The 24811-nt window shown below is 52.4% G+C and carries 16 protein-coding genes and 2 pseudogenes; 16 read left to right on the top strand and 2 right to left on the bottom strand.

The window, feature by feature from the left end:
• The first annotated feature begins 159 nt into the window (after nt 1-159).
• From ACT3UQ_RS18180 to wecB, 12 genes and pseudogenes are all read left to right on the top strand, one after another.
• Nucleotides 160-408: a hypothetical protein gene (locus ACT3UQ_RS18180; protein ID WP_258138411.1), complete on the top strand. Its 249-nt coding sequence runs from the start codon at nt 160-162 to the stop codon at nt 406-408.
• Between the two features lie 56 nt (nt 409-464).
• Nucleotides 465-1202 (top strand): annotated as a pseudogene (locus tag ACT3UQ_RS18185) (reverse transcriptase domain-containing protein).
• Nucleotides 1203-1626: 424 nt separating this feature from the next.
• Nucleotides 1627-2941, top strand: a pseudogene (locus ACT3UQ_RS18190) (transposase).
• Between the two features lie 640 nt (nt 2942-3581).
• Nucleotides 3582-4586, top strand: a complete 1005-nt coding sequence (locus ACT3UQ_RS18195; protein WP_105649249.1) for an NYN domain-containing protein — start codon at nt 3582-3584, stop codon at nt 4584-4586.
• Nucleotides 4587-4643: 57 nt separating this feature from the next.
• Nucleotides 4644-6194, top strand: coding sequence for a methionine--tRNA ligase (gene metG / locus ACT3UQ_RS18200; RefSeq protein WP_181150331.1), 1551 nt, complete (start codon nt 4644-4646; stop codon nt 6192-6194).
• A 213-nt stretch (nt 6195-6407) separates the two neighbouring features.
• The gene (locus tag ACT3UQ_RS18205; RefSeq protein ID WP_105649247.1) at nt 6408-7664 is read left to right on the top strand and encodes a nucleotide sugar dehydrogenase; all 1257 of its coding nucleotides are present in this window, start codon (nt 6408-6410) and stop codon (nt 7662-7664) included.
• 16 nt (nt 7665-7680) lie between these two features.
• Complete coding sequence (locus ACT3UQ_RS18210) at nt 7681-10431, top strand: glycosyltransferase (RefSeq protein ID WP_444637658.1); 2751 nt, start codon at nt 7681-7683, stop codon at nt 10429-10431.
• Nucleotides 10432-10463: 32 nt separating this feature from the next.
• Complete coding sequence (locus ACT3UQ_RS18215) at nt 10464-11672, top strand: glycosyltransferase (RefSeq protein ID WP_146114000.1); 1209 nt, start codon at nt 10464-10466, stop codon at nt 11670-11672.
• Nucleotides 11673-11714: 42 nt separating this feature from the next.
• A complete protein-coding gene (locus ACT3UQ_RS18220) occupies nt 11715-12911 on the top strand; it encodes a glycosyltransferase family 4 protein (protein WP_105649244.1) in 1197 nt (398 codons plus the stop codon).
• Nucleotides 12911-14587 carry a glycosyltransferase family 4 protein gene (locus tag ACT3UQ_RS18225; RefSeq protein ID WP_105649243.1) on the top strand — a complete coding sequence of 559 codons (1677 nt, stop codon included), beginning with the start codon at nt 12911-12913 and terminating at the stop codon, nt 14585-14587. Before ACT3UQ_RS18220 ends, ACT3UQ_RS18225 begins: the two co-directional genes overlap by 1 nt.
• 68 nt (nt 14588-14655) lie before the next feature.
• Nucleotides 14656-15894, top strand: coding sequence for a UDP-N-acetyl-D-mannosamine dehydrogenase (gene wecC, locus ACT3UQ_RS18230; RefSeq protein ID WP_105649242.1), 1239 nt, complete (start codon nt 14656-14658; stop codon nt 15892-15894).
• A 3-nt stretch (nt 15895-15897) separates the two neighbouring features.
• Nucleotides 15898-17097 carry a non-hydrolyzing UDP-N-acetylglucosamine 2-epimerase gene (gene wecB, locus ACT3UQ_RS18235; protein ID WP_105649241.1) on the top strand — a complete coding sequence of 400 codons (1200 nt, stop codon included), beginning with the start codon at nt 15898-15900 and terminating at the stop codon, nt 17095-17097.
• A gap of 54 nt (nt 17098-17151) precedes the next feature.
• Here the strand turns inward: wecB and ACT3UQ_RS18240 are convergent, their stop codons facing one another.
• Together ACT3UQ_RS18240 and ACT3UQ_RS18245 are read right to left on the bottom strand one after the other, a co-directional pair.
• On the bottom strand, nt 17152-17841 hold the full coding sequence (locus ACT3UQ_RS18240; protein ID WP_105649240.1) for a response regulator: 690 nt from the start codon (nt 17839-17841) through the stop codon (nt 17152-17154).
• A gap of 5 nt (nt 17842-17846) precedes the next feature.
• Nucleotides 17847-19058 carry a sensor histidine kinase gene (locus ACT3UQ_RS18245; protein WP_105649239.1) on the bottom strand — a complete coding sequence of 404 codons (1212 nt, stop codon included), beginning with the start codon at nt 19056-19058 and terminating at the stop codon, nt 17847-17849.
• Nucleotides 19059-19219: 161 nt separating this feature from the next.
• Between ACT3UQ_RS18245 and ACT3UQ_RS18250 the strand changes: the two genes are divergently transcribed.
• From ACT3UQ_RS18250 to ACT3UQ_RS18265, 4 genes are all read left to right on the top strand, one after another.
• On the top strand, nt 19220-20278 hold the full coding sequence (locus tag ACT3UQ_RS18250; protein ID WP_105649275.1) for a 3-isopropylmalate dehydrogenase: 1059 nt from the start codon (nt 19220-19222) through the stop codon (nt 20276-20278).
• 118 nt (nt 20279-20396) lie between these two features.
• Nucleotides 20397-21491: a branched-chain amino acid aminotransferase gene (locus ACT3UQ_RS18255; RefSeq protein ID WP_105649238.1), complete on the top strand. Its 1095-nt coding sequence runs from the start codon at nt 20397-20399 to the stop codon at nt 21489-21491.
• Between the two features lie 258 nt (nt 21492-21749).
• Nucleotides 21750-23933, top strand: coding sequence for a hypothetical protein (locus tag ACT3UQ_RS18260; protein WP_146113998.1), 2184 nt, complete (start codon nt 21750-21752; stop codon nt 23931-23933).
• A gap of 66 nt (nt 23934-23999) precedes the next feature.
• Nucleotides 24000-24764, top strand: coding sequence for a fumarylacetoacetate hydrolase family protein (locus ACT3UQ_RS18265; protein ID WP_105554566.1), 765 nt, complete (start codon nt 24000-24002; stop codon nt 24762-24764).
• Nucleotides 24765-24811 lie beyond the last annotated feature (47 nt).

The raw sequence follows: 24811 nt of genomic DNA on the forward strand, positions 1-24811 counted from the left end.
ACCCACCGGGAGCGTGCTGGTGGTGGGGAAGGCCTAAACGCTGGGAATTGATGATTGGAAGAGATATTTCTCTTGATTCATTGGCATCGCCGTAATTCCGTGGAGCGCGGAGCAGATGGTTTGTTGGAGGTACGGGTGAATCCGGGAGGGACCCTGTCTGTGCGTAGTAGTGGGATTCCAGCGGATGCCGGAGACGAAGTCAGAGATCGACAGGATCAGTGGGAAAGTGTCTTCTCCCAAGGGGACCTGTTGGTAGCGTTAAAACGAGTCGAGCGCAGCAAGAGCCCTGCCGGTGTTGACGGGCTGGGCATGGAGGATATCCGGGGCTGGCTGTTCGAGCAATGGGAGGAGACCCTGGAGGCGTTGGACGCTGGCGCGTATGCGCCGTTACCGGTGCGTCACGGATGATTCCGAAACCTGACGGCGGGCAACGGATGCTGGGGGTTCCGTCCGTGTTGGATCGCTTGATCCAACAAGCTCTCGCGCAAGTCCTGGCCCCGGTTTTCGAGCCGGGGTTCGTGCCGGACTCCTGCGGGTTCCGGCCGGGCAAAAACGCCCACGATGCCGTGAAGGTTGCCCAAACGGTGATCTCGCAGGGGTATCGGTGGGTGGTCGAGGTTGATCTTGATGCGTTCTTTGATCGGGTGAACAATGACATGCTGACGGACAGGGTTGCTCGGAAGGCGATAGACAAGCGGGTGTTGAATCTGGTTCGCCGTTATCTTTAGGCGGGGATCATGGCCGATGGTGTTCGGCGGGAGGCGACGGAAGGAACCTGTCAAGGTTTTCCCTTGTCACCCCTGCTTTCGAACATCATGCTCGACGATTTTGATCAGGAATTCTGGGGTCGGGGGCACCGTTTCGTGCGGTACGCCTACGATATCCGGTTGTTCCTGAAATCGAAGAGGGCCGCGATCCGGGTGCTTGATCAGGCGACGAGAGTCCTTGAGCGGTGCCTGTCGCTTCGGGTGAACCAAGAAAAATCCACGATCATCCCAGCGAACGCTGCAACATTGTTGGGTTTCGGCTTCTACCTCGTTAAGGACGGGGTCAAGGTTCGGATTGCTCCGAAGGCGTTTAAACGCATGAAGCATCGTATCCGCGCTCTGACTTCGCGGAAGTGGAGAGTGTCGATAGGGGCGCCGCATCGAATTATTGAATTTCTATGGCCGGGGATGGATCGGCTACTTTCGGCTGTCTGATGCACCGTAAAGGTTCTCTGAGCTGGACAAATGGTTAAAGCGTCGGATGGGGCAGACCCGATGGAAGAAATGGAAGCTCCCGCGGACGCGGGTCGCGAACCTGCGCAGTTTCGGGATACGCCGTTATTTGGCGTGTCAGTAGAGCAACAACAGTCGCGCGTACTGGCGTATCGCTGGATCGCCAACCCTCAAGAGGGCACTGCCCAACGAACACTGGACGAGTCAGGGCTTGTTGCTCTTTCGCCATGCGTGGGATCGGATTCAAACGACCTAGCGAACCGCTGTATGCGAGGTCCGCACGTACGGCGGTGTTAGAGGTGGGGGCGCGAAATTCGCACCACCTACTCGATTATTGACTATTGGCCATTTTTAGCGTGGTGACCACAAGAAAGAAATAAGGCTAGCAGTCCCTCAGTCAAAATGGATGTTGACCTTAACAATTCATACCCAAGAAACTACGAGCCGTGTCGCAGGTTACCGATGGAACGAAGCTGCGTCGACTCTTCTGAATCTCACCGACTAGCGTGTAACCAACGTCACCCAAGATCCTGCCGTGCGCCAGGTCCTTGTCGAGCCCATCGAGACAGAAGCCGCGTGCGCTTCCTGCCGGTGGAAATGATCTTCTGGTCCTGGTTCGCAAGCGGCGCATGTCCTGCCAGAAACCGGCCTGTGAACGACCCTCAATCGAGCAAAGCACTGCGAAGAAGTTCGCGTTCCGTGCACGGTTCACCGTACGCCGCTCGCAGTAGCTCATGGACGAATTGATGGGCGAACTGGGCGCAGTCTCCCAGATGGCTTCTGGATGTTCGGTGTCCTGGTCAACGGTCATGGCCAGGCCCAATATTGTTGGGGAATTAGTCGGGGACGTGGATAGGATGTGCACTGGTCGGCTGGGCATAGACGAGCACCGGTTCCGGATGGTCCGCTACGCCCGGTGCCGGTCCGGGAAGGTTGTTCGGATTGAGCCGTGGATCATTGTCTTCACGGATCTCGATACCGGGAAGATTCTGGATATTGTGGACGGCCGCCACTGTTGCACCGTGAAGAAATAGTTGAGATCTAAGCCGAGGTGTTGGCCCCAGCGCGTCAAAAAGGTTGCCATCGCCATCGCCATGTCTCGGAATTCAGCACAGCACGCGAGAGCCTGCCCAAGACGATGATCAGCGTGGATCGATTGCACGTTGTCGGGCTCGCGAATCTGATGATCACGCAAGTACGCCGGCGCTGCTCACACGCGGCAAATGAGCGCCGCGGCAGGCCCAGCGACTCAGAGTACAAATACCGAAAACTACTGACCTGAAATCTGTAGAACCACACCACCAATCAAGTAGAACGGCAGAAATTTATCTTGGAAACGTACCCGGAACTCGGGTGGATCCACGCGATCAAAAACGTGAGAGGACTATTGAAAGCTACGGATATACATGAGTACCAGTCCCGGTGGGCGGTGCTTGAGAAGTCGGTGAAAGCAACGAGAATGACCAAGGCGACGAAGTCCTTATTCAGTACGTTGACGGCGCGGCGAAGAGAGGTGCTGGTCTTCAGGAAACTAGGCTGACTAAGGTCAGGAGTGAGGCCGCGAATTTGACAGCGAAGAACCGGAGACGTGTCGGCAAGGGGTAATCAGAGGCATGATTGTTATCGACTCAAGATACTCTAAATATACGGTATGCTTGCGGCCGAGTTGGACATCCAGCGTAACGCTTATCTTTGAGGAGCCCCTAAAAGCGAAAAGGTGATCTGAACTGGGAAATCGAGGTATCTAATCACCATTACCCAGTTCGAAATGATTACCTTTCAGTGAAACCAATCTATCCTCGTTCTCCCCGCAAATCCTGCCAAACGCACCGGCCAATCGCTTGTATCCCATGCAGGTCTGTACTGTCTCACCAACTTCCTCAACACACTGCATGTCCGACTGCATTGCGAGGATCGTTTCTCGCATTTTGCGTCGGCTGTCGCGGTGCACAGCCAAGGCAAGATCCTAGGGATCCTCGCTTTGCCGCTCGCATCTGGCGGTGATCAAGCATACGACCTCGACCACCTACCTGCGTGCTGCCTCCGTAAATATTCGGAACCATTGCCTCCGAAACAACCATCTACAGGTTCATGGACCGGTTCAAGCAGAAGCCGGAACCGCTCGCGCGACGGTTCGCCACCCGGGGAACGCTGCTTGCGCTCTAAAGCCCGGGTTGATGCAGGATCCAGGAACTCCGGCCGGCTGGCTAGTTGCTCCAATTCGCTGATCATCGACTTCGGCGCATCGCTCGTGCACGGTCACTCAGAGAAACAACTAAAACGAATGCATCTTGGACGATTCAAGGTAAAGCAAGTGTGGGCGGGGCACGATTCGCAAGTTTCAATAGATACCATCGAAGTATGATGAATCAAACTGCAATATTTGTAGATGCCGGGTTTTTATTGTCTTTAGGTGGGCACAGGGTTGCTGGAACTACTCTCCGTTCGGCCTTTACGACGCATTATGAGTCTTTAGTTCGTGGAATAGTCCAGACTGTCAAGAAGAATACGGGCCTAAATAACCTTCGAGTCTACTGGTACGACGCTTCCAAGGACGGTCTATTTACCGAGCAGCACAAGCGTATTGGCCTGATTCCAGGTGTAAAAGTCCGGCTAGGCCGCATTTCCTATAATGGCGAGCAAAAAGGCGTTGATCTCCGGCTGGCCTTGGATTTGGTTGGCGTAGCACGACATGGATCGGCATCGGTCGCGTATCTTGTTTCCGGAGATGACGATCTGGCCGAAGCGGTAGAAGAAGCCCAAGACCTGGGCATGAAGGTCGTATTGCTTGGTTTGCAAAAGGACCAGAGTCGATTGGGAGTAGCCTCGGTTGCCGAACACCTAGCCCTGACGGCTGATGCTATTGAAGTGATGCCCGATTCCATTATTGATAGTTCATTCACCCGAATCATTGACTGGGATAAAGATCATTGTGATAAGACTGCATTGGTAGCCGGTGCGCCAACCGCGAAGCCTTCGACGGTAGCAAAACCTGGAATCCCCACCCCTGCCTTGCTGGCGCAAAAGGCGCAAGTTCTGCGCAGTGCCGAGCCAACAACTCAGGCGGAAGTCGTTTACTCCTCAGACAGCGAACGTTCTGGGTTCCATGGTCAAGCTGCCTACGAACAGAAGGAACTGACCGCGGCTGAAGAAATTGGGGCCAAGGTAGCCCAGTCCTGGCTTGCCAGCACTACCCAATCAGAGGTGGTTGAACTGGTGGCAGACAAACCGCAACTGCCGCCAGAAATCGACCGGACCTTGCTTAAGGACTGTGCCCAGGTGCTCGGAGAGTGGAAAACAGATCAACAAACTATCCGCCGTACCCTTCGTGGCGCTTTTTGGGACTATCTCGATCAGATCATGTGACGAGATGATCGCCTCGAAGAATCCAGCTTCCAGCACTGACTAAGGTAAATTTGTATCGTGACTTCTCAGCAGAAACCCTTTTACATCACCACAGCGATCTCATACCCGAATGGCACCCCTCATATTGGGCATGCCTACGAAGTTGTCGCAACGGACGCCATGGCGCGTTTCAAGCGGCTCGACGGGCATGACGTCTTCTTCTTGACCGGTACGGACGAGCATGGCCAGAAGATGATGCAGACTGCGGAGAATGAGGGCATCACCCCAGCGCAGCTTGCGCAGCGCAACTCAGATGCGTTCCAGTCGATGAATGATGAATTGGGCACGAGCTACGACCGCTTCATCAGAACCACAGACGCGGACCACCATGCCGCGGCGCAGGAGCTGTGGCGCCGGATGGAAGCCAACGACGATATTTACCTGGACAAGTACGCCGGGTGGTACTCGGTACGCGACGAAGCCTTCTACACCGAAGAACAGACCGAAGTTCGCGAAGACGGTATCAGGTACACGACCGAAACCGACACCGAGGTAACTTGGACCGAGGAAGAATCTTATTTCTTCCGGCTCTCCAAATACCAGGACAAACTGCTGGCTCACTACACAGAGAACGCTGATTTCGGCGCACCCCGATCGCGGTTCAACGAAGTTGTTCGTTTCGTTGAAGGCGGGCTGATGGATCTCTCGATCTCGCGGACGACCTTCGACTGGGGAATTCCGGTTCCCGGCAATGAGAAGCATGTCATGTACGTTTGGGTCGATGCCCTGACGAACTACTTGACCGGTGCAGGCTTCCCCGATGTGGAATCGGCATCTTTCCAGAAGTACTGGCCCGCAGACGTTCACGTGATCGGCAAGGACATTTCCCGGTTCCATGCCATCTACTGGCCGGCCTTCCTCATGTCGGCTAAGCTGCCGGTGCCCAAGCGCGTGATGATCCATGGATTCCTGCACAACAACGGTGTCAAAATGTCCAAGTCCTTGGGCAATACCGTGTCACCAGATGATTTTGTGGCGCGGTATGGACTCGACCAGGTGCGCTACTTCTTCCTGCGTGAGGTGACCTTTGGCGCGGATGGTAGCTACAACCATGACACCATCGTTGCGCGTATTAATGGCGATCTCGCAAATAATTTTGGAAACCTCGCCCAGCGATCGCTTTCCATGGTGGCCAAGAACTGCGGGGGAGTTGTGCCGGCCCCGGGACATCTGGTGGAAGCCGATGAGCAGATACTGGCTGCCGCCTCAAAGCTTTTGGAAATCAATCAGGAAGCATATAACCGCCAGGACTTCAGCCGGGCTTTGGAAGCCATTTGGCACGTCCTAGGCGACACCAACGCGTACTTCGCCGAACAGGAACCATGGAAGCTGAAGAAAACCGACCCAGCACGCATGGAAACGGTTCTCTACGTGACTATTGAAATCGTTCGCAAGGTGGCAATGCTCCTGCAGCCAGTCCTGCCGCAGACTATGACCGGCATGCTTGACCTGCTCGCTGTTGGCCAGGGGACCGCACGAAACTTCGAGAACTTTGACACCGTCCTGGTGCCGGGAACCGAATTGCCAGCCCCGGCTCCGGTTTTCCCACGGTACGAAGAACAGACGTAGCCGCAACTTTGTACGCGGCAAAAGGGGATTCAAGAATTACTGCTTAGTAGTGTTCTCATGTAAAAACGAGTAAATCTAAGTACGTTAGAATAGACGAGGCTTGACGGGCTCGGCTGAAGGTTTGTTGCAATTGTGAGTTGAATTTCGAGCAGGGAGATTCACCTCAGGAGCAGGCGAAGCACTGAAATTATTAGAAAGAGGGGCATAGGAAATATGCAAAAACTTGTAGTAGTAGGCCAAGGTTACGTTGGGCTTCCACTTTCTCAGGGGGCAGCTCATGCGGGGCTTCAGGTTACTGGACTTGAATTGAACACGACCGTGGTGGAGAACCTCAATAACGGCATCTCCCACGTTGACGACATCTCTAACGATGACCTGTCAGTACTGCTGGATAAGGGCTACCGTGCTAGTAGCGATCCTTCTGTTATTGCCGATGCTGACGTAGTAGTAATCTGCGTACCTACTCCGCTAGGCGAAGCTGGGAGCCCGGACCTTGGTGCAGTCATTGGTGCAACGAAGACCATTCGAGACAACCTGTCGGGCGAAACTCTGGTTGTTCTGGAATCCACCACTTACCCAGGCACCACTGAGGAGATTTGCTTGCCGATCTTAACGGAGAACGGTGCAGTTCTCGATCAGGATTTGTTCTTGGCTTTCTCGCCAGAACGAATTGATCCAGGTAATCAGACTTACGGCCTGAAGAACACTCCAAAGGTTGTCGGCGGCATGACCGAAGTATCCGGAGACCGCGCTGTAGCTTTCTATAGCCAATTCGTTGATTCAGTAGTCCGTGCTAAGGGTGCCAAGGAAGCAGAAACTGCAAAGCTCCTGGAGAACACCTACCGCCATATCAACATTGCGTTGGTTAACGAAATGTCCAAGTTCTGCAACGACATGGACATTGATCTTTGGGACGTAATCAACGCTGCTAAGACCAAGCCATTTGGATTCCAAGCATTTTACCCTGGCCCAGGTGTAGGTGGACACTGCATTCCAATTGATCCAAACTACTTGAGCTACTCTGTTCGCAAGTCCCTCGGTTACCCATTCCGTTTCGTAGAGCTTGCCGAAGAAATCAACGCCTCGATGCCACGATACGTGGTTGATCGCGTGCAGAACGTGCTGAACGAATCCGGCAAGGCACTAAAGAATTCTAAGGTCCTACTTCTAGGGGTTACCTACAAGCCAGACATCGCGGATCAGCGTCACTCCCCAGCTCTGCCTGTAGCTGAGGCATTCTTGGAGCGCGGTGCAGACATCTCGTTCCATGATCCAAAGATCGGAGAATGGTTCGTGGGCGATAAGTCATTCAACCGTGTTGAATCCTTGGAAGATGCCGTTGCAAACGTAGATGTCGTGGTCTTGCTGCAGAATCACGTGAACTACAACACAGACGCTTTGGCTAACGCCAGCAAAGCATTCTTCGACACCCGCGGTGTTTCCACGGGTGACGCTGCAGAGCGTCTTTAAGTAGAGTGATTTTCGGATGATAAGAAAACTAAAAGGCTTTCAGCCTTGGCAAGTAGCGATCTTAGCCGCATGCACATCCGGATTTGTGCTCGCGGTGGCTGGAAGTTTATTGAAGCTTACAGTCCTAATCGTTGCTGGTCTTGGTATTGCCGTCCTCGGTACCTCACTTCTTCTGTTGCTTTTTAGCCGCCAGACTTGGCGTCAGCTGAAGAAGCTGGACTCGAAGGTTGGCGAGCTATCCTACGGAATGGAATCAGTAACTCTCGCGCCAAGCGCTGATGGATCTGGTAGTTCAAACGCGCCTGTCTCGAGGTTGCCTGCGGTTGGTCTTGACAACGAATGGGCTCGAAGAATGCCACACATTCGTCCCGAAATGGAGACTTTTGCTCTTCGTTCCAAGAGTCTCCGTGTTCGTGATGCGATTGCACTGGCCGCAACAAACGGCTCGCTTAAGTACAAGCCGCTTCGTGAATTGATTACCGTTGCCGACATGGGCATGATTGACCGTCAGCGATTGGAAGTTGTTCGTTCTTGGAATAAGGACATGCTTCTGACTCTCGCACGTCTTGCTGCAAACCAGCGTGCGCTTGAAAGCGACATGGCAGATGCTGCCCGTCTGTTCAACCTAGTCGAGCGTTATTTCGGAATCAAGGCTCTTGGACGTAACGATCGACTGATCTTCGTTGAGGTCTTGACCGAGACTGGTGAACTGAAGAAACAACGCGAGGCCATTAAGCGCTTTGGCATTCGCAACAAGTTCCCTATTCAGGGAGAACTGCTGCGATTGAACTCAGTACACCAAACTGATGATGGTGTTTCTGAACGTTGGTTGGACGAGTTAAACGGTCTCTTTGCAAAGGAAGACCTAGCAAAGGTTTACCTCGAAGACTCTGACTCGCTTGCTCCTATTGATCGTTTGCGAAGCAAAACCGAAAAGATCACCGATGGTCCTATGGTGTCTGTACTGGTACCCTCGTTCCGAGGTGGAGAGTTGCTCAAGACTGCGCTCATATCGCTGTTGGAACAGACTTGGGACGATATAGAGATTCTAGTGGTCGACGATTGCTCCGGTGCAGAATACGAACAGTACCTTGTAGAAGCAGAAGCCATGAGTCCAAAAATCAAGGTTCTGCGTCAGCCTGAGAATCTTGGCGCATACTGCGCTAGGAACGCCGCACTTGCAGTGGCCCAAGGTGAATTCATCACTGTGCACGACGATGACGACTGGTCGCACCCGGACAAAATTGCCCTGCAGGTCAAGCATCTGCTGGCAAACCCTGACGTACCAGGAAATATGTCCCTTCACGCCCGTTCCACCGATGAACTGAAGTTCCTGCGGATTAACAATAATCCGCAGTTTGCACAGCCGAACTTCTCGTCGTTGATGGTACGCCGTGCACTGTTTACTGATGTCGGTCCTTGGGACACGGTTAACCGTGGGGCCGATGCCGAGTTCCGTGACCGTGTTGTGAAGCGCTATGGTATGCCAATTCCTTCTGTAGGACAGATGGCGCTTTCCTTCACTCGAACTCGTGAAGGTTCGTTGACCGCAGGCGAGATGAGTCGTGGATTCATTGATCCTTCGCGACTTTTGTATCTTGCTAGCTACACGAAGTGGCACTCTGGATTTGCAGAAAACCCTGAGAGCATTCACCGGGGTCGGGATCGTGAATACCAGATTCCCTCGACGATGGAATCAGGTATGCGCGGTGCTGACTTGGGAACATTCGACGTCGTCTACGTCACTGATTTCCGTTTTCCAGGTGGCACCACCACGCTGACGCTTGCAGAAATGAAAGCGGTCGCTCAAAGTGGCAAACGTGTGGGCTTCATCCATCTGGAGTCACCTCTGAACAAGGCAACTACGCCAATCAGCGAGGTTTTATTCGAGCTTCAGCGTAGCGGCCAAGTTGAACAGGTCAGCCTCGGCGATGTTGCACATGTGCGTGTAATGATTGTCCGACATCCCACCGTCGTCACGTATCTGGAACGAGCAGATTCCAAGATTTCTGTCGACCGGGCACTTCTTATCGTGAACAACCCGCCTGTAAATAAGGGTGGTAGCGGTATGGTCTTCGACCTGGAAGTTTGCATCGAAAACATGGATCGTCTGTTTAAGACTGAGACCTATGTGATCGGTGAGTCTGATCTAACTCGAAAGCTATCCGCACCGCTGGTGCCGCAGTCGAGACTGTTGAACATTACCTGGCCTGGTGTCATCGCCAGCGGAAGTGTACCTTCCCCTGACTTTATCAAGAAGCCAGTATTGGGTCGGCACTCGCGCGATCATGGGTTGAAGTGGCCGTCCACTCTTGCGACGTTCCGTTCGGCATATGTCTCCGAGAACTACGAGACTAAGATCCTTGGTGGTGCTGACGAACTCCGCAAGAAGCTAGGAGAGTCAGCAACTGATGGAATTACTGTTCATGAATTTGGTGCGATGGAAGTAGATGACTTCCTGAGCTCTGTTGATTTCTGGGCGTACTTCCACGACGATAAGCTCACTGAGTCATTTGGTATGTCGACCGCGGAAGCAATGGCTGCAGGTAAGGTAGTAATTTTGCCGAGGTACATGGAAACTACCTTCGGCGATGGCGCAATCTATGCAGACGCCAACGAGATTGAAAGCCTGATCCAGCGCTACTGGGCAGATCGCTCGCTATACGAGGAGCAGTCGGAAAAGGCTAGAAATTATATTGCGACTCGGTACGGAATTGATTCCCTTATGCAACGACTTGAGTCAATTGACGCACCTGCTGTTGCCTAACTGCATCTGAAACTTATGGGAAATATATCTGTATGAGTTCGAGCTCATTAAGGGCATTTGCGCGCAGCCTAAGATTTAAAATCGATAGGCTGCGCGCAATATCCACGTATAAAAACATGTTTAGTGGAAATGTCGAGAACCTGACGTTTTCGAAGCCTAGCCTGAATAAGCCGCATGTTCTGTTTGTGACGAGCAATGGTGCAGGCATGGGGCATATTACTCGCTGTATGGCTATAGCTCATAGCGGAAGTAAAGACTTTCACGCATCTTTTGTCACCCTCTCATCTTCTGCAGAAGTTATAGGTCAGCAGGGCTTTGAGTACCTGCACTTCGCCAGTTCTGGTACTACTGGACAACCCGCTCGGGTTTGGAACAATAACTTTTACCAGTTCTTCAACGAGCTGACACGTAAGAATCACTTCGACGCCGTCGTATTCGATGGAACGTGGATTTACCGTGGATTGCTCGACATATTAGTTAAGAAACCAGACTTGAAGCTGGTTTGGCTACGTCGCGGACTGTGGAAGAAATCTGCAAGTATCGACCAGCTGCCTGAGATGGAAGCTTATTGCGCGCAGATTCTTACACCCTGGGACATCGGTGATCGACTGGACGAAGGCGCTCTTTCTCAGCGAAAGACGCAAACTCAAGTTCGGGGGATAGTTCTCTCTAATGGTGCTCTTTTCTCCAGAGAATCTGCGCTAGAAGAACTACGCTTGGCACCCGATAGAAACTACGCACTCGTTCAGTTGGGCGCTGGCAACATCAATGACATTTCTGACATACGCCAGAAAGTCACCACCGCGATTCGCGTGCAGTCGAAGGGGTCAGTTATTCCTGTGATTGCGTCTTCGCCACTTAGTAATCATGAGCAAAGTGACGAGAACTCGATTAGCATACGTAAATATCCGATTTCGCCGTATCTTCGCGCGTTCGACTTTGTCGTCTCTGCGGCTGGTTACAACAGCATCCACGAAATCATTAAATGGGAAGTGCCTTCACTTGTGATTCCCAATCTGAACGCGAGTACAGACGATCAGAAAACTCGCGCTGATGCCTTGTGCGACGATATAAAACACTTTACTGCTTTGTCAGACAATGAGATTGATACGTCCATTGGCGCTCTTCTGGGTTGGTCTGGAAACCGAGTGCAAAGCACGAAGCAGGTAGCTGGATACCTAAAATTCATCGACAACGGTAATGAAGCAGCCCGAGCAATTAGCGAAACTATAAGATTGTAGAATCACCAATTAGCCGCCCGAATGGAATGAAAGATAAATAGCATGCGAATCCAACTTCTTACTCATTCCTTCGGACCGGAAGTTTCTCCTCCGCAACGGCGGTGGTCTACATTCATTGAAACATTTCTTGCCAACGGGGCGGATGTTGATGTGATTGCGCCAAATCGTCAGTCGGATGAGACGTGGACGCCGTTTAGTGAAGTCGTGCTGGAAAAAGTAAGCGGTAGATTCTCTTTATACTCGTTTGCGTTTCGTTTCCGGGCACTTCGCTGGTATTCAAAGATTCTTGTCCAGTTCTTAATGATCCTTTTTATGATTCCTTGTGCTCTACGTGCACCTAAGCCAGATATTCTCATTGTTACGGTGCCGGCATTGCCGACTCTGGTAGCTGGATACATCATTTCCAAGCTACGGCGGGTTCCCCTCGTCGTTGAGATGCGGGACGCATGGCCTGAACTATTGGAGGAGTCGGGGGTAATCCATTGGAAAGCAGTAGAACGGATGGCAGTGCGGTGTATAACCCACATGCAAAGCACGGCTTCTAAAGTTGTCGCTGTCACGCCTGGGCACGCCAAGAAACTACTTAAGGGCGGCTGCAAGGATGTTGAAGTCGTAACTAATGGGTATCGCTTCAAGAAGTTCAATAGGACCAAAACCCAGTCTGGCAACGGCCCGCGTCCTCTTCGAGTCCTGTATTTAGGAAACTTAGGGGAAAGCCAAGGACTGCAGAAGGCCCTGGACATCGCGGCCGTATCCAAGGACTGGATGGATTTACGCATAGTGGGCAAAGGGTCTGCTCTACCTGCGTTACAAGTACGTGCTGACGAGTTAGGACTAAGCGGAGTGTTTTATCCGCCCGTTAAAGGTAGCGCTGTTCTTGACTGGTATGACTGGGCGGACACCTGCATAGTTTCCCTTCGAGAAGATTGGAAAAGTTTCGAATATACGGTTCCTTCAAAACTTTTTGAGCTTGCAGGATACGGCTGCCACATTACGGGTTTTGTGAGCGGTGAAGCGAAGGCCCTGATTCAGGATTATGAGCTCGGTTTTAGCTACACCGGTGATGTTCTCTCGATATCAAATTCATTGATGGCAGACGCTAGAAAAATTGTTGAATGGCAACCAAACTCAGAGTCTCTAAATGAGTTTAAGAAACGCTTTGATCTTGAACGTTTGGGGCTCGAATATTTCCGTCTCCTCAGGTCGCACTATCAGCAAATCGAAAGAAGAGAAGTTTGATGTCGGATCTTAGAGCTCGCGGACTACTTGCTGTATCGCGCATTGGCTTCAACGGCGTGAAAGAAGACCCTGTACACTTCGCGTTGTTGGTTTCACGTCGATTTGCGTCAAGCAGACTCTTTCTGGGGATCACCAAACGGATTGGTCGACTTCTCGAGGCCCATAAACTCTCTAACTTCGCATTTACTAAGAGAGTACGTAGTTCGATCTTCCTGCTAGATGGCAAGCCCAATGAGGCCATCGAATTGCTTAAAGACCAGCACGATGCGAAGTCAATGTGTGCGCGTGCCAGAATCTATGCGTTCTTGGGGGAGTATGAATTTGCTGTCGCTCAAGCAGCAAGTGCTGGAAAGGCCGGGCGGCGACTAGTTAAGCAGTACGCTGCGGAGAAATCTGTACTGTCTAAGCCGCTGATCGATCAAGATAAGACTCTATCTGTCATTCGAACCAACCATAAACGTGTCCTGCACCTGCTGACTAATTCGCTCCCGTTCACAAATAGCGGCTATACACAACGAAGCCACAGTGTTCTAAAGTCCATTCAGAAGACTGGATGGGAAGTAGTCCCATTTTCACGGGTTGGTTATCCGTGGATTGTAGGAGTACTTCCGAATTCCGACGCTGACGACATTGACGGGGTCACGTATCGTCGGCTATTGCCTAAGGTTCTTCCAGCGACAGCAACTGAACGCTTGTCCGTACAGACAGAACTTTTATCGAAAGCCGTAGTTGAGTTCAAGCCGGCAGTACTGCACACTACGACTGAGTTCTTGAATGGCATATCTATCAAAGATGTGGCTCAAAAGGCGGAGCTCCCGTGGATCTATGAAGTCCGGGGGCAACTTGCCGATACTTGGCTGTCCGGATGTGCAGATCGTAGTAGGGAATCCTTCCGGTACATAAACTTCAAAGCCAGGGAATCAGAGATAGCGAAGTCTGCAGACGCAGTCATCACTCTTGGAAGCACCATGAGGGACGAGCTAATTGCGGCGGGAGTGGATCCTCAGCGTATTCTGATCTGTCCGAACGCCGTCGGCGAGGAATTCATCGAGAACGTGCCAGACAAATCCACGAGCCGACAGAAGCTCGGACTAGCGGACGACTGGCAGCTGATCGGTACTGTTTCAAGCCTCGTTGGTTATGAAGGACTCGACCTTCTCGTTAGGGCGTTTGCGGAGCTTTCGTCAAACCATCCAAAATTGCGGCTCGTGATCGTCGGCGACGGCACCGAGCGGACGAGCCTCATCAATTTAGCCGATGAATTAGGCATCAAGGACCGGGCTGTATTCCCCGGCCGAGTTGAGAAGAGCAAAGCTCGGCTATATCATCGAGCGTTGGATGTTTTCGTTGTTCCTCGTCGTGATTTGGATGTTACACGCGCAGTGACACCTCTTAAACCAGTAGAAGCTATGGCTTTCGAAGTGCCGGTTGTTGCTACGGATCTTCCCGCATTGCGCGAGATCGTGGATGATGGCGTGGATGGATTGCTCTTTGAGGCAGGTGACCAGTTCGATCTTGCCGATAAGATTCGTGTTTTGCTAGATGACAAAGCAATGCGAGACACGATGGGGCGGGCTGGGCGTATGAAAGTCCTGTCTACGAGGACATGGGCGGCCAACGCGGAGAAGATTACCAGTCTGTACAGTTCGTTGTGTGCTGGAAGAAGTGAGCAGTAGAGATCCTAAATCGCAGTACTTCAAACTTGATCGACTAAGCGTAAATAATCCTCGGAAGTAGAATTAGAATGTCTGAAATTGATGTCTGTGTCGTGGGCATGGGATATATTGGGTTGCCCACGTCGGTTGTATTAGCCGAAGCGGGTTGGCGCGTACATGGAGTAGACATTAATGAACGAGTCGTAGACGACTTGAGCAACGGTATAGCTACCTTCGAAGAACCGGGGATCTCCCCGGCACTCAAAAGCAGCATTACGACCGGATATCTCACTGTGTCTACCGTTCCACTAGTGTCGAATACGTACATTATTGCGGTGCCAACGCCTATTGATTCAAGCAACGAGCCGGATACCTCATACATTCGATCGGCAATAGAATCGGTAGCCCCTTTAGCTAAAGCCAATGATCTCTTCATTTTGGAAAGCACTTCGCCAGTAGGCACAACCGAAATGATCCGTGAAGTCTTGCTCGGTCTGAGACCTGACTTAACGGAATCCCACTTGTTCTTCGCTCACTGCCCAGAACGTGTGATTCCTGGCCGTATGATGGCGGAAATCGTCACTAACGATCGTGTCGTAGGTGGGTATGACGAGATCTCCGCGGAACGTGCGGCGAATCTGTATCGCTCATTCTGTCAGGGTGAAATACACCTCACTGATGCCCGCACGGCTGAACTAACCAAGCTGACCGAAAACTCTTTTAGAGATGTCAACATCGCATTCGCCAACGAGCTGTCAATCGTTGCTGACCATCTCGGCGTTAACGTCTGGGAAGTAATCGAATTGGCCAACAAGCACCCACGTGTTCAAATTCTTCAGCCAGGACCAGGCGTTGGTGGTCACTGTATTGCTGTTGATCCATGGTTCCTTGTCGCGTCGGCGCCTATGAAGACTTCTTTAATCCGTTCAGCGAGGAGCGTTAACGATTCGAAACCTAAGTTTGTGGTGGAGAAGATCGCTGATCAACTTCGCCAGAAGAATCGAGATAGTCTAGCGCTCTTAGGATTGGCTTTTAAAGCAAATGTGGATGATCTTCGAGAATCCCCGGCCGTCAGTATCGTGCAAGATCTAGCTCGACAGTATCCAGATGTTACGCTAAGCGTTGTCGAACCTTTTATCGATGCGCTTCCGCAGGCATTGCAAGAATTCGATAATGTGAAGCATACAGAACTTAAGATTGCGCTTGAGAATGAGGACTTGCTCGTATTGCTAGTTGACCACGACATCTTTAAAATGATTCCGGAGAGTACTTTGGTTGGCAAAGACTTGGTGGACACGCGCGGTCTGTGGAAAGAATTGGATATCTAGTCCGTGGAAGCAAAGAAACTGCTGGTCATCTTTGGAACGCGTCCGGAAGCTATCAAAGTTGCACCAATTATTCAGGCAGCTAAAAAATCTGCTCAGTTAGAGTGTGTGGTTGCCGTTACTGGTCAGCATCGCGAGATGTTGGACCAGGTAAATACCCTCTTCGGTATCGTCCCTGATTTCGATCTAGACGTTTTCTCTAAGAGCCAGTCGTTGAATCGACTGGTTGCACGCATCATTGACGGCCTGGATGGCGTTTTCGATGCGTGTGCTCCCGACGCTGTACTAGTGCAAGGCGACACAACCAGCGCCGTGGCCGGCGCCATTGCGGCGTTTTATAGGGGAATACCGGTGGTCCATGCGGAGGCCGGGCTCCGTAGCTACAATTTGTTCTCGCCTTTCCCAGAGGAAGCGAACCGTAAATTAGCGAGCCAACTTGCAACACTGCATCTCGCACCGACGATGTTTAACAAACGAAATTTGATGAATGAGGGAATCGGCGAAAAAAGCATCGTTGTCACGGGTAACACGGTGATAGACGCTTTGCTTGAAACGCTCTCGGATGAGATTAGCTTCTCTGATCCGCGTCTTTTGGCATTAGAGTCCTCGGGTAGACGACTGGTCACTGTCACGACGCATCGTCGTGAGAATCATGGTTCCAGGATGGCATCCATCGCTAAGGCCATTGCGGTTATTGCAGAGATGGTTCCAGACACGGAATTCATTTTGCCACTGCATTGGAACCCCGCTGTACGCGACCAGATAATTCCAGCAATTACTGGGCTTGGCAATGTTTTGGTAACCGACCCTCTGAACTATGCAGAATTCACGAAATTACTAAGTCTATCCACTATCGTACTCACTGACTCGGGTGGCGTTCAGGAAGAAGCACCTAGTTTGGGTAAGCCAGTGCTTGTTATGCGTTCTAACACAGAACGACCGGAAGGTATCGTTGCTGGGTCCGTTAGATTGGTGGGAACTGATGCCGGAGACATCGTCAGGGAAATGTTGAGTCTTTTGGGTGATCAGGATGCATTCAACTCAATGGCTAATGCAGTAAATCCATATGGTGATGGTAGCGCTTCGTCAAGAAGCATAGCGGCGATAACGGAACTTCTTGGTGTTGGAGCACGAGCAGAAGAATTCAATTCTTGGAATCCGAGCGAAGAACAACTGGTTCGTGCAGCTCAAATGATTCAAGAGTAGACTTCGTTCCTATAACAAGGCTTTTCTGGAATCCACTGGCCGAACAAGGATGACTCAGGCGCTGACCACACCAGTTTGGTAGGCGATCACCACGGCTTGGACCCGATCACGGGCACCGAGCTTGGCAAGAATGTGACCCACATGAGTTTTTACCGTGGCTTCGGATAGAAACAGGTCTCTCGCTATCTCTGGATTCGAACGTCCCAAGGCGATGTGTCCAAAGACTTCGCGTTCACGAGGCGTCAAGGACTCCACGGCGGACATCAACGTATCGTCGGTTTGCGATGAGCGTTTTAGCAGCGGGGCCATGTGGTCCAGAAGCCTTCTTGTCGTCGAAGGCGCGATCACGGCATCCCCGCGGTTTACCGTACGCACGGATTCCAGCAGCTCTTCGGGAGGGGCATCCTTGAGCAGGAAACCGCTCGCTCCAGCCTGAATGGCGCTGAACGCATACTCGTCCATATCAAACGTGGTCAGCACGATGATGCGAGGCGCCTGTCTGGATTGATCCTTAGAAGTCAGTAGCCGTTCGGTCGTTTCGATTCCATCCATTTCCGGCATGCGGACGTCCATCAATATGACATCTGCAGTGGCCAATGAGGGAGAAGCCAACGCCTCGCGTCCGTTGGAAGCTTCGGCGACTACATTCATATCCGGCTGGGAATTGATGAGCATTCGGAAACCGCTACGAACCAGAAGCTGGTCATCGACCAAGGCGACTGTAATTGGCTCACTGGGGGTCATTCTTTTTAGTCCTCGGAGTAGGGGATGAACACAGAGACGGCAAATCCTCCGCCTGGGTGCGGAGCGGCGGTACTGGTTCCATCGTATAGGGAGACTCGTTCATGTAATCCGCGCAGACCTTGGCCGGTGCCTGCGACGCCCAGGCTTCCTGCACCCCGGCCGTCATCGATGACGCTAATTTCGACGCCTCGATTGGTCCAGCTCAGAGTCACATGCGTGGTTGATCTTGGGCCTGCGTGCTTCATGACATTAGTCAGCGCTTCCTGCACGCAGCGGTACGCGGTCAGCTCCGCTCCGGTTGGCAGCTGGCGACGCGGCGACCCTTTGACCTGAAAATAAACTTCTACGCCGGACTTCATGGCAGTTTCAACCAACTCTGGAATGTTTTCCAGTGTCGGCAACGGGCGGTGATCAACCTCTTCATCTGTGCGCAGTACGCCCAAAAGGCGTCGCATTTCACGTAGTGAAGAACGCCCCGCGTCAGAGACCGTCTTCAAGGTTTCAATCGCGATGTTTGGGTCCTTGACTGCCGCGTATCGTGCCCCATCTGCCTGGGTGATAATGACCGAGAGCGAGTGGGCCACGATGTCATGCATTTCTCTGGCGATATGGTTGCGTTCATCCGAGGCAGCCAGCTCACGTTCAATCAGCCGTTCGTTTTCCAGACGTTGTGCATGGGCGCGCAAGGCATTGAGGGTTTGCCGCCGGCTTCGGGCGAGATCACCAAAGGTCCAGGCCAGCGTTACCACCAGCGATAAGCCTACAAAGGAGATGATCATGTCAAAGGATATGTTGGCCTGACCGTAGGCGCCCGGGCCAAAGATATTTGAGGTTGCAAGAATCGCACCCAGCAACCCCACGCCTAGGGTAGCGAAAGATTGCCAGCGTTTTCCATAGACGGCCATGGTGTAAATCAGCAAGGGAACCGATAGCTGCGAGGGAAGGAAGATTCCCTGGAAGAACAATTGCATGAGGTGAGCGAAGGCTACGACAATCGTGACGGCCCATGGATAGCGGCGGCGAACCATCAAGGGGGCCGATTGCAAAATGGTGATGGCCAATAAACTAAGGGCGAATCCCATGCCGCCCCCGGCGCCCATGGCAAGCGCGAATCCTGTGCACATCAGTGTGTAGAGTGCGCCGGTGAACAAATCGATCCGGACAGGGTTCGAGCGAATCCACCGGTCGATGCGCCGGTGTGGGTTATTAAAGATCAACGGTTCCCTCGTGCCTAAAGACTGCTATGTCTCGAGTCTAGTCAGCGTTCAGGGCTGCGTCCTCATGCCACGGTTTGATGTTCTCATGACTTACATTGAAATGATTCTCAGTATTTGAGATGGGTTCTCAAATGGTGGATTTGCTTCGTTATGATGAAAACATGGGAAACGTCATTAATATTGCTGTCATTCCAGGCGACGGTATCGGCCCAGAAGTGGTTGCCGAGGCCGTGAAGGTCCTGAAGTTCGTGACCAACGGTGGAGGCCAACAAGTTGATCTCACCGAATACACGTTGGGTGCGGAACACTGGCTCAAGACGGGGGAGACTCTGACGGATGAAACGCTTGAAGCTATCAAACAGCATGATGCCATCCTGTTTGGCGCGGTCGGCGCGGCTCCTGGCGACACAAGAATCCCCTCGGGAATCATTGAGCGTGAGCTCCTGCTGAAGCTGCGTTTCTCGTTGGATCATTTCGTGAACCTGCGCCCTGCCAAGCTCTACGCTGGAATCGAAAGCCCGCTGGCCAACCCGGGCGACATTGATTTCGTGGTCGTTCGCGAAGGAACGGAGGGCCCGTATGTCGGAAATGGTGGCTCGGTGCGTACCGGCACCCCGCATGAAATCGCGACCGAAGTTTCAGTGAATACCGCCTACGGTGTCGAACGTGTAGTTCGTGATGCCTTTACCCGTGCAGCCGCCCGCGAGCGCAAGCACGTGACCTTGGTCCACAAGCACAACGTGTTGGTTTATGCCGGACATTTGTGGCGGCGCACGGTTGAGATGGTGGCAGCGGAATTCCCCGAGGTGACCCACGACTACCTGCACGTTGATGCTGCGACCATCTTCTTGACTACCGATCCATCCCGGTTCGATGTCATTGTGACCGATAACCTATTTGGTGACATTCTCACCGACCAGGCCGGCGCCATTACCGGTGGCATTGGACTGGCGGCCAGCGGCAACATCAACATGGACCGCACCTACCCGTCCATGTTCGAACCGGTCCACGGCTCTGCTCCCGACATCGCCGGCCAGCAGAAGGCTGATCCGACCGCCGCAATTCTGTCGGTGGCCCTGATGCTGGATCACCTCGGCATGTCTGCGGAAGCGGCTACCGTTGAGCAGGCGGTCGAAAAAGAGATCACTTCACGCCAAGAATTGACCGATCACCGCACCACAAGCGAGATTGGCGATGCAATCGTCTCGCTACTGGCATAAGCTAAAAGCGATGTAACTCGATTAGCCGCTAATCGAGAAGCAAATCCACGGACGGGTGTTCCGCCAATGGCGTGGGGCACCCGTTATTCGTTAATTGAGCAAGGAAGTCCTGAGGCAGATGGAATTCAACGAAAATCTTTCATCGAATCGCAAGAGCGCAGAAGAACGCGCCGCCGTTCTGGCCAACCCGGGGTTCGGCGACTTCTTCACCGACCACACCGTGGTCATTGACTGGACCGCAAGCTCCGAGCCCGGCTCGGGGCAGTGGCATGACGCGCGGGTTGAGCCGTACGGGCCGATAGCCATGGATCCTGCCGCTTCGGTATTGCACTATGGCCAGGAGATCTTTGAGGGCCTGAAGGCCTACCGCCACGAAGACGGTTCGGTCTGGACCTTCCGCCCCCACGCAAACGCTGCTCGCCTGAATAAGTCGGCAGCTCGTCTCGCCTTGCCGCAGCTTGATGATGAAGTCTTCGTTGAGTCCCTGCGCAGAATCGTTGCTACCGACATTGAGTGGGTTCCAACCGGTGAGGGGGAGGCTCTGTACTTGCGCCCATTCATGATCGCTACCGAAGCGTTTCTGGGTGTACGTGCGGCACGCGAAGTCTCCTACCGTGTGATTGCTTCACCGGCCGGAAACTACTTCGGTGGAGAGCTGAAGCCGGTGGGGATTTGGGTATCCAAGAACTATGCACGCGCTGGCCGCGGTGGCACTGGATCGGCCAAATGCGGTGGCAATTACGCGGCGTCGTTGGTGGCTCAGCTCGAGGCAGAAGAGAACGGCTGCAAGCAAGTACTCTTCCTTGACTCTTTCAACGACAATGCAGTGGAAGAGCTCGGCGGAATGAACGTGTTCTTCGTGACCAAGGACAAAAAGCTGGTCACTCCGGCGCTGACCGGCACCATCCTCGAAGGTGTCACTCGTTCCTCGATCATCCAGCTTGCCAAGGATCGCGGTATGGAAGTTGAAGAACGAAAGATCACTTTGGATGAGTGGCGGGATGGCATCGCTAGTGGAGATATCACTGAGGTCTTTGCCTGCGGCACCGCTGCGGTTATCACTCCAATCGGCGTGCTGAAGAATGGCGACGAACTAATCGGTAATGAAAATGCACCGGCAGGTGAAAACACCATGTCGATCCGTGAAGAGCTGCTTGGCATCCAGCGTGGAACCGTAGAGGACCGTCACGGTTGGCTGGAGCGCTTGGCGTAGGTCATTGAATGAAGTCATCGAAGGGCCGTAGGGAAACCTGCGGCTCTTCGTATTGTATTGGCGATATTAGAAAACCACATGAATTTCTCAGAGAGTAGTTCAACAGTGATTCGTCGTTGCCGCCGCAAGGCTCCGTCATTTTAGAATCCGCACATTAGGCTGGTTCGACATACCAGACGCACGCGAAATCAGTTGTAGTTCAGGATTGATTGCTAATGTCGATAACCGTATTTGGATTCGATTTGGGAGCAAAATTAAGTGATTGAAGGCGAAAATGGTCTATCGAGGAATTTGGCTCGTCGAAGCATCTTATCCATAGCATTGGCATCCTTCGGTTCTGTTATCTGCGCCGGAGCCATTAACCCAGGTACACACGCGACTAGACGAAAAAACGTGAGTCGCGACTCGTCGGCCTTCGACCATTGGAATGAGCGCGATAGGAAACTGCTAAAACCGCTGAAGCGAGTCGAGAAAACTTCAGGTGCATTAAGGGAACACGAAAGTGCCTTTCCCATGACGAAGATTGACAAGGTTCTAGAACTTCATGATTTCGGTGGTTTGGCCAAGCCTTGGTTTGCTGTAACGATTATCGGTGTCTCTAATCAATTGCAAATTCTCGATCCAGAGCAGGACACACCGATTTATGTCCTTACCGTGCCCGACAGCCATGATGGAGGGATTGGCGCATTGGTATGGGATCGTGTTCGAAAGTGCATTTTCCTTACCAGCTCAAATAAAATACACACATGGTCTGCAACGACGCCAGAGCGAGTGATGGAATACGCGAGTATTCCCGAGGCCAGTTCCTTATATGGAGTTCAACTGGACTCTTTGGGTAATGTCTGGGTGGGCGCATATCCAACGGGAGCCGTGTACGGGATTAGCTCGGCCCATAAGATAATAACTTCGACAGGTAAGCTGGCGCCTGACACGGACTATGCCAGGCGCTTGGTAATAGATGATGAAGACCACATCTGGGTTGGGACGGGGTCCTTGAACCCGAGGATTTTTGTGTTCCCTTCCAACACTCCACAGGAGGTGCAAGAAATTAAACTCCCAAAACCTCAAGCAAACGGATTCATTTCGACCTTATCGGTTTTGGGCGATCGGCTTGTGGTGAGTGTGAGCGGTATTTCTGAACAGCTAGTTTTGAATACAATTACTCGAAGTTGGGAAGAACCGATTCATCGTGTCTGGTCAGGTCGTATTGCTTCTTCGGCAAAGCGTGTCGGACTGCAGACAGTGTTCTATACCATTTCTAATGGCGTGCTCTATGAAACTGATACTAGAACTTGGAACGAAAAGAAACTCGGGGCGGTACCAAGTAATTCCATAATGAGCATTACAGTCGAACCTAGACGTGTGTTGCTCCTACAAGCAGTGCCAGATGGTTTGAGTTTGATGTATATCAATGCTCAATCAATGACGCGGTTGCAAACCAAAAGAATTTTTCTTGAGAGCGGCGAGTTTAAGATTCAATCCCTGATGGGGCATTCGGACGGCAACATATATATCGGCGGTTACATGGGAGACGGAATCGCGTCTGTCAATCCCGACTCGGGGGCACGATGGATGTCCCCACCTGGACAGAATGTGATTAATCAAATTGAGGGGATGATTGAGTATGATCCGTCGAGCCTATATATCGGTTCGTACGGCTATGCGGACATAGTAAGCGTCGATTCGAATCGCCTAGATAGCAACCAGGGATATTTTCGGCTTGAAAGGCTGGAGCGTAAGTACGGCCAGTCAAGACCATTTGGGTGGGCCGCAAACTCAAAAAATGTTTTTTTTGGAACCGTTCCTGACTATGGCAGGTCGGGGGGTGTTCTAGGAATGATTTCTCCAAGCAGAAATGATATTGACTGGGTTTTGGACGGAGGCGGCGAGGGGTTTATTAGAGCGCATTCGATTATCGGGCTCTCGGCAGATGAGACACACGTATACGGAACGACGTCGGTTCGAAACGGTTACGGTATTCCGGATACAAAAGGACCAGCGAAAATCTTTAAGCTTGAGATTACGAGCAAGCGTTTAGTTTGGGTGAGTTCCCCAATTGCGGACACGGGTGCACTTTATGCTCCAAACCTTATCGCCGGGTGGCTAGTCGTCGCTGATATTGAGGGCATCATTATTATTGATCCGGTGGACGGTTCGCTGGTCAGGAAGCACCGTTTATCACCAACAAACAATTCGCAGCGACGAGCTGGATGGGCAAGCGCTGACATTGCAATCGCCAGCGATGGAAAAATTGTTCATAGTGCTGCGGATACGACTACTGTCGTTGATTTTTTGACTGGTACGAAATCGATGATTGGTAATAGGGAATCCGAAGCAAAATTTGGTTATCGCCTTGCTTCATTGCCAACGGGACGTGTTTTCGGAGTCCTAAACGACACTTCACTCGTCGAATTGGATCTAACACCTCGTCCCAACGTATAGGGCGCGAGCTGACCACTTGACCAAGAATCAGTATGTAAGTGTTTGACATGCCCTAGGCTTATTACTATGCGCATTGCCAGATTTGTAGTTGATAGCGACCCAATGTACGGAGTCGTTGACGGAAACGATGTCCATGTTTTGGCTGGTGACCCTTTCTTCCAGGGCATCAAGACCACGGGTGCCACGCACCAATTAGACGATGTACGACTTGTTGCACCGATCATTCCACGGTCAAAAGTCATTGGATTTGGCCGGACCTACGGCGAGCATGCCAAAGAGCTCGGCAATGAGGTTCCTAGCGAACCGCTGATGTTCTTGAAGCCAAACACCTCGGTGGTTGGGCACGGCGACCCGGTGACGCTTCCTTCGTTCTCCGAGGAAGTTTCCTTCGAAGGCGAGCTGGCCGTGGTCATCGGTCGTATCTGCAAGGATGTCCCTGCCGAAAAGGCAGCGGACGTGATCTTCGGATACACCGTGGCCAATGACCTCACGGCTCGCGATGCCCAGCGCACCGACCCGCAATGGGCGCGCGCAAAGGGCTTTGACGGCGCCTGCCCGCTGGGACCCTGGATTGAAACGCAGCTGGAGAACCCGGATGACGTGGGAATCGTCAGCCGAGTTAATGGTGAAGTCCGCCAAGACGGATCGACCAGCGAGATGATCTGGTCGGTGAATGATCTGGTTGCTCGGGCATCCGAAGCTTTCACGTTGCTACCCGGCGACGTGATCCTCACCGGCACACCAGCAGGTGTTGGGCTGGTCGCTGAAGGCGACAACGTCGAGATTGAAGTTGAAGGTATCGGAACGCTGCGTAGCGTCTTCCGCCGCTAGGCCAAAGTGACCGGCAACGGCCGGCTCAACCGTAGCGCGTTGGTCTT

Source organism: Glutamicibacter sp. AOP12-B1-11 (assembly GCF_052379245.1).
Taxonomy (GTDB): Bacteria; Actinomycetota; Actinomycetes; order Actinomycetales; family Micrococcaceae; genus Glutamicibacter.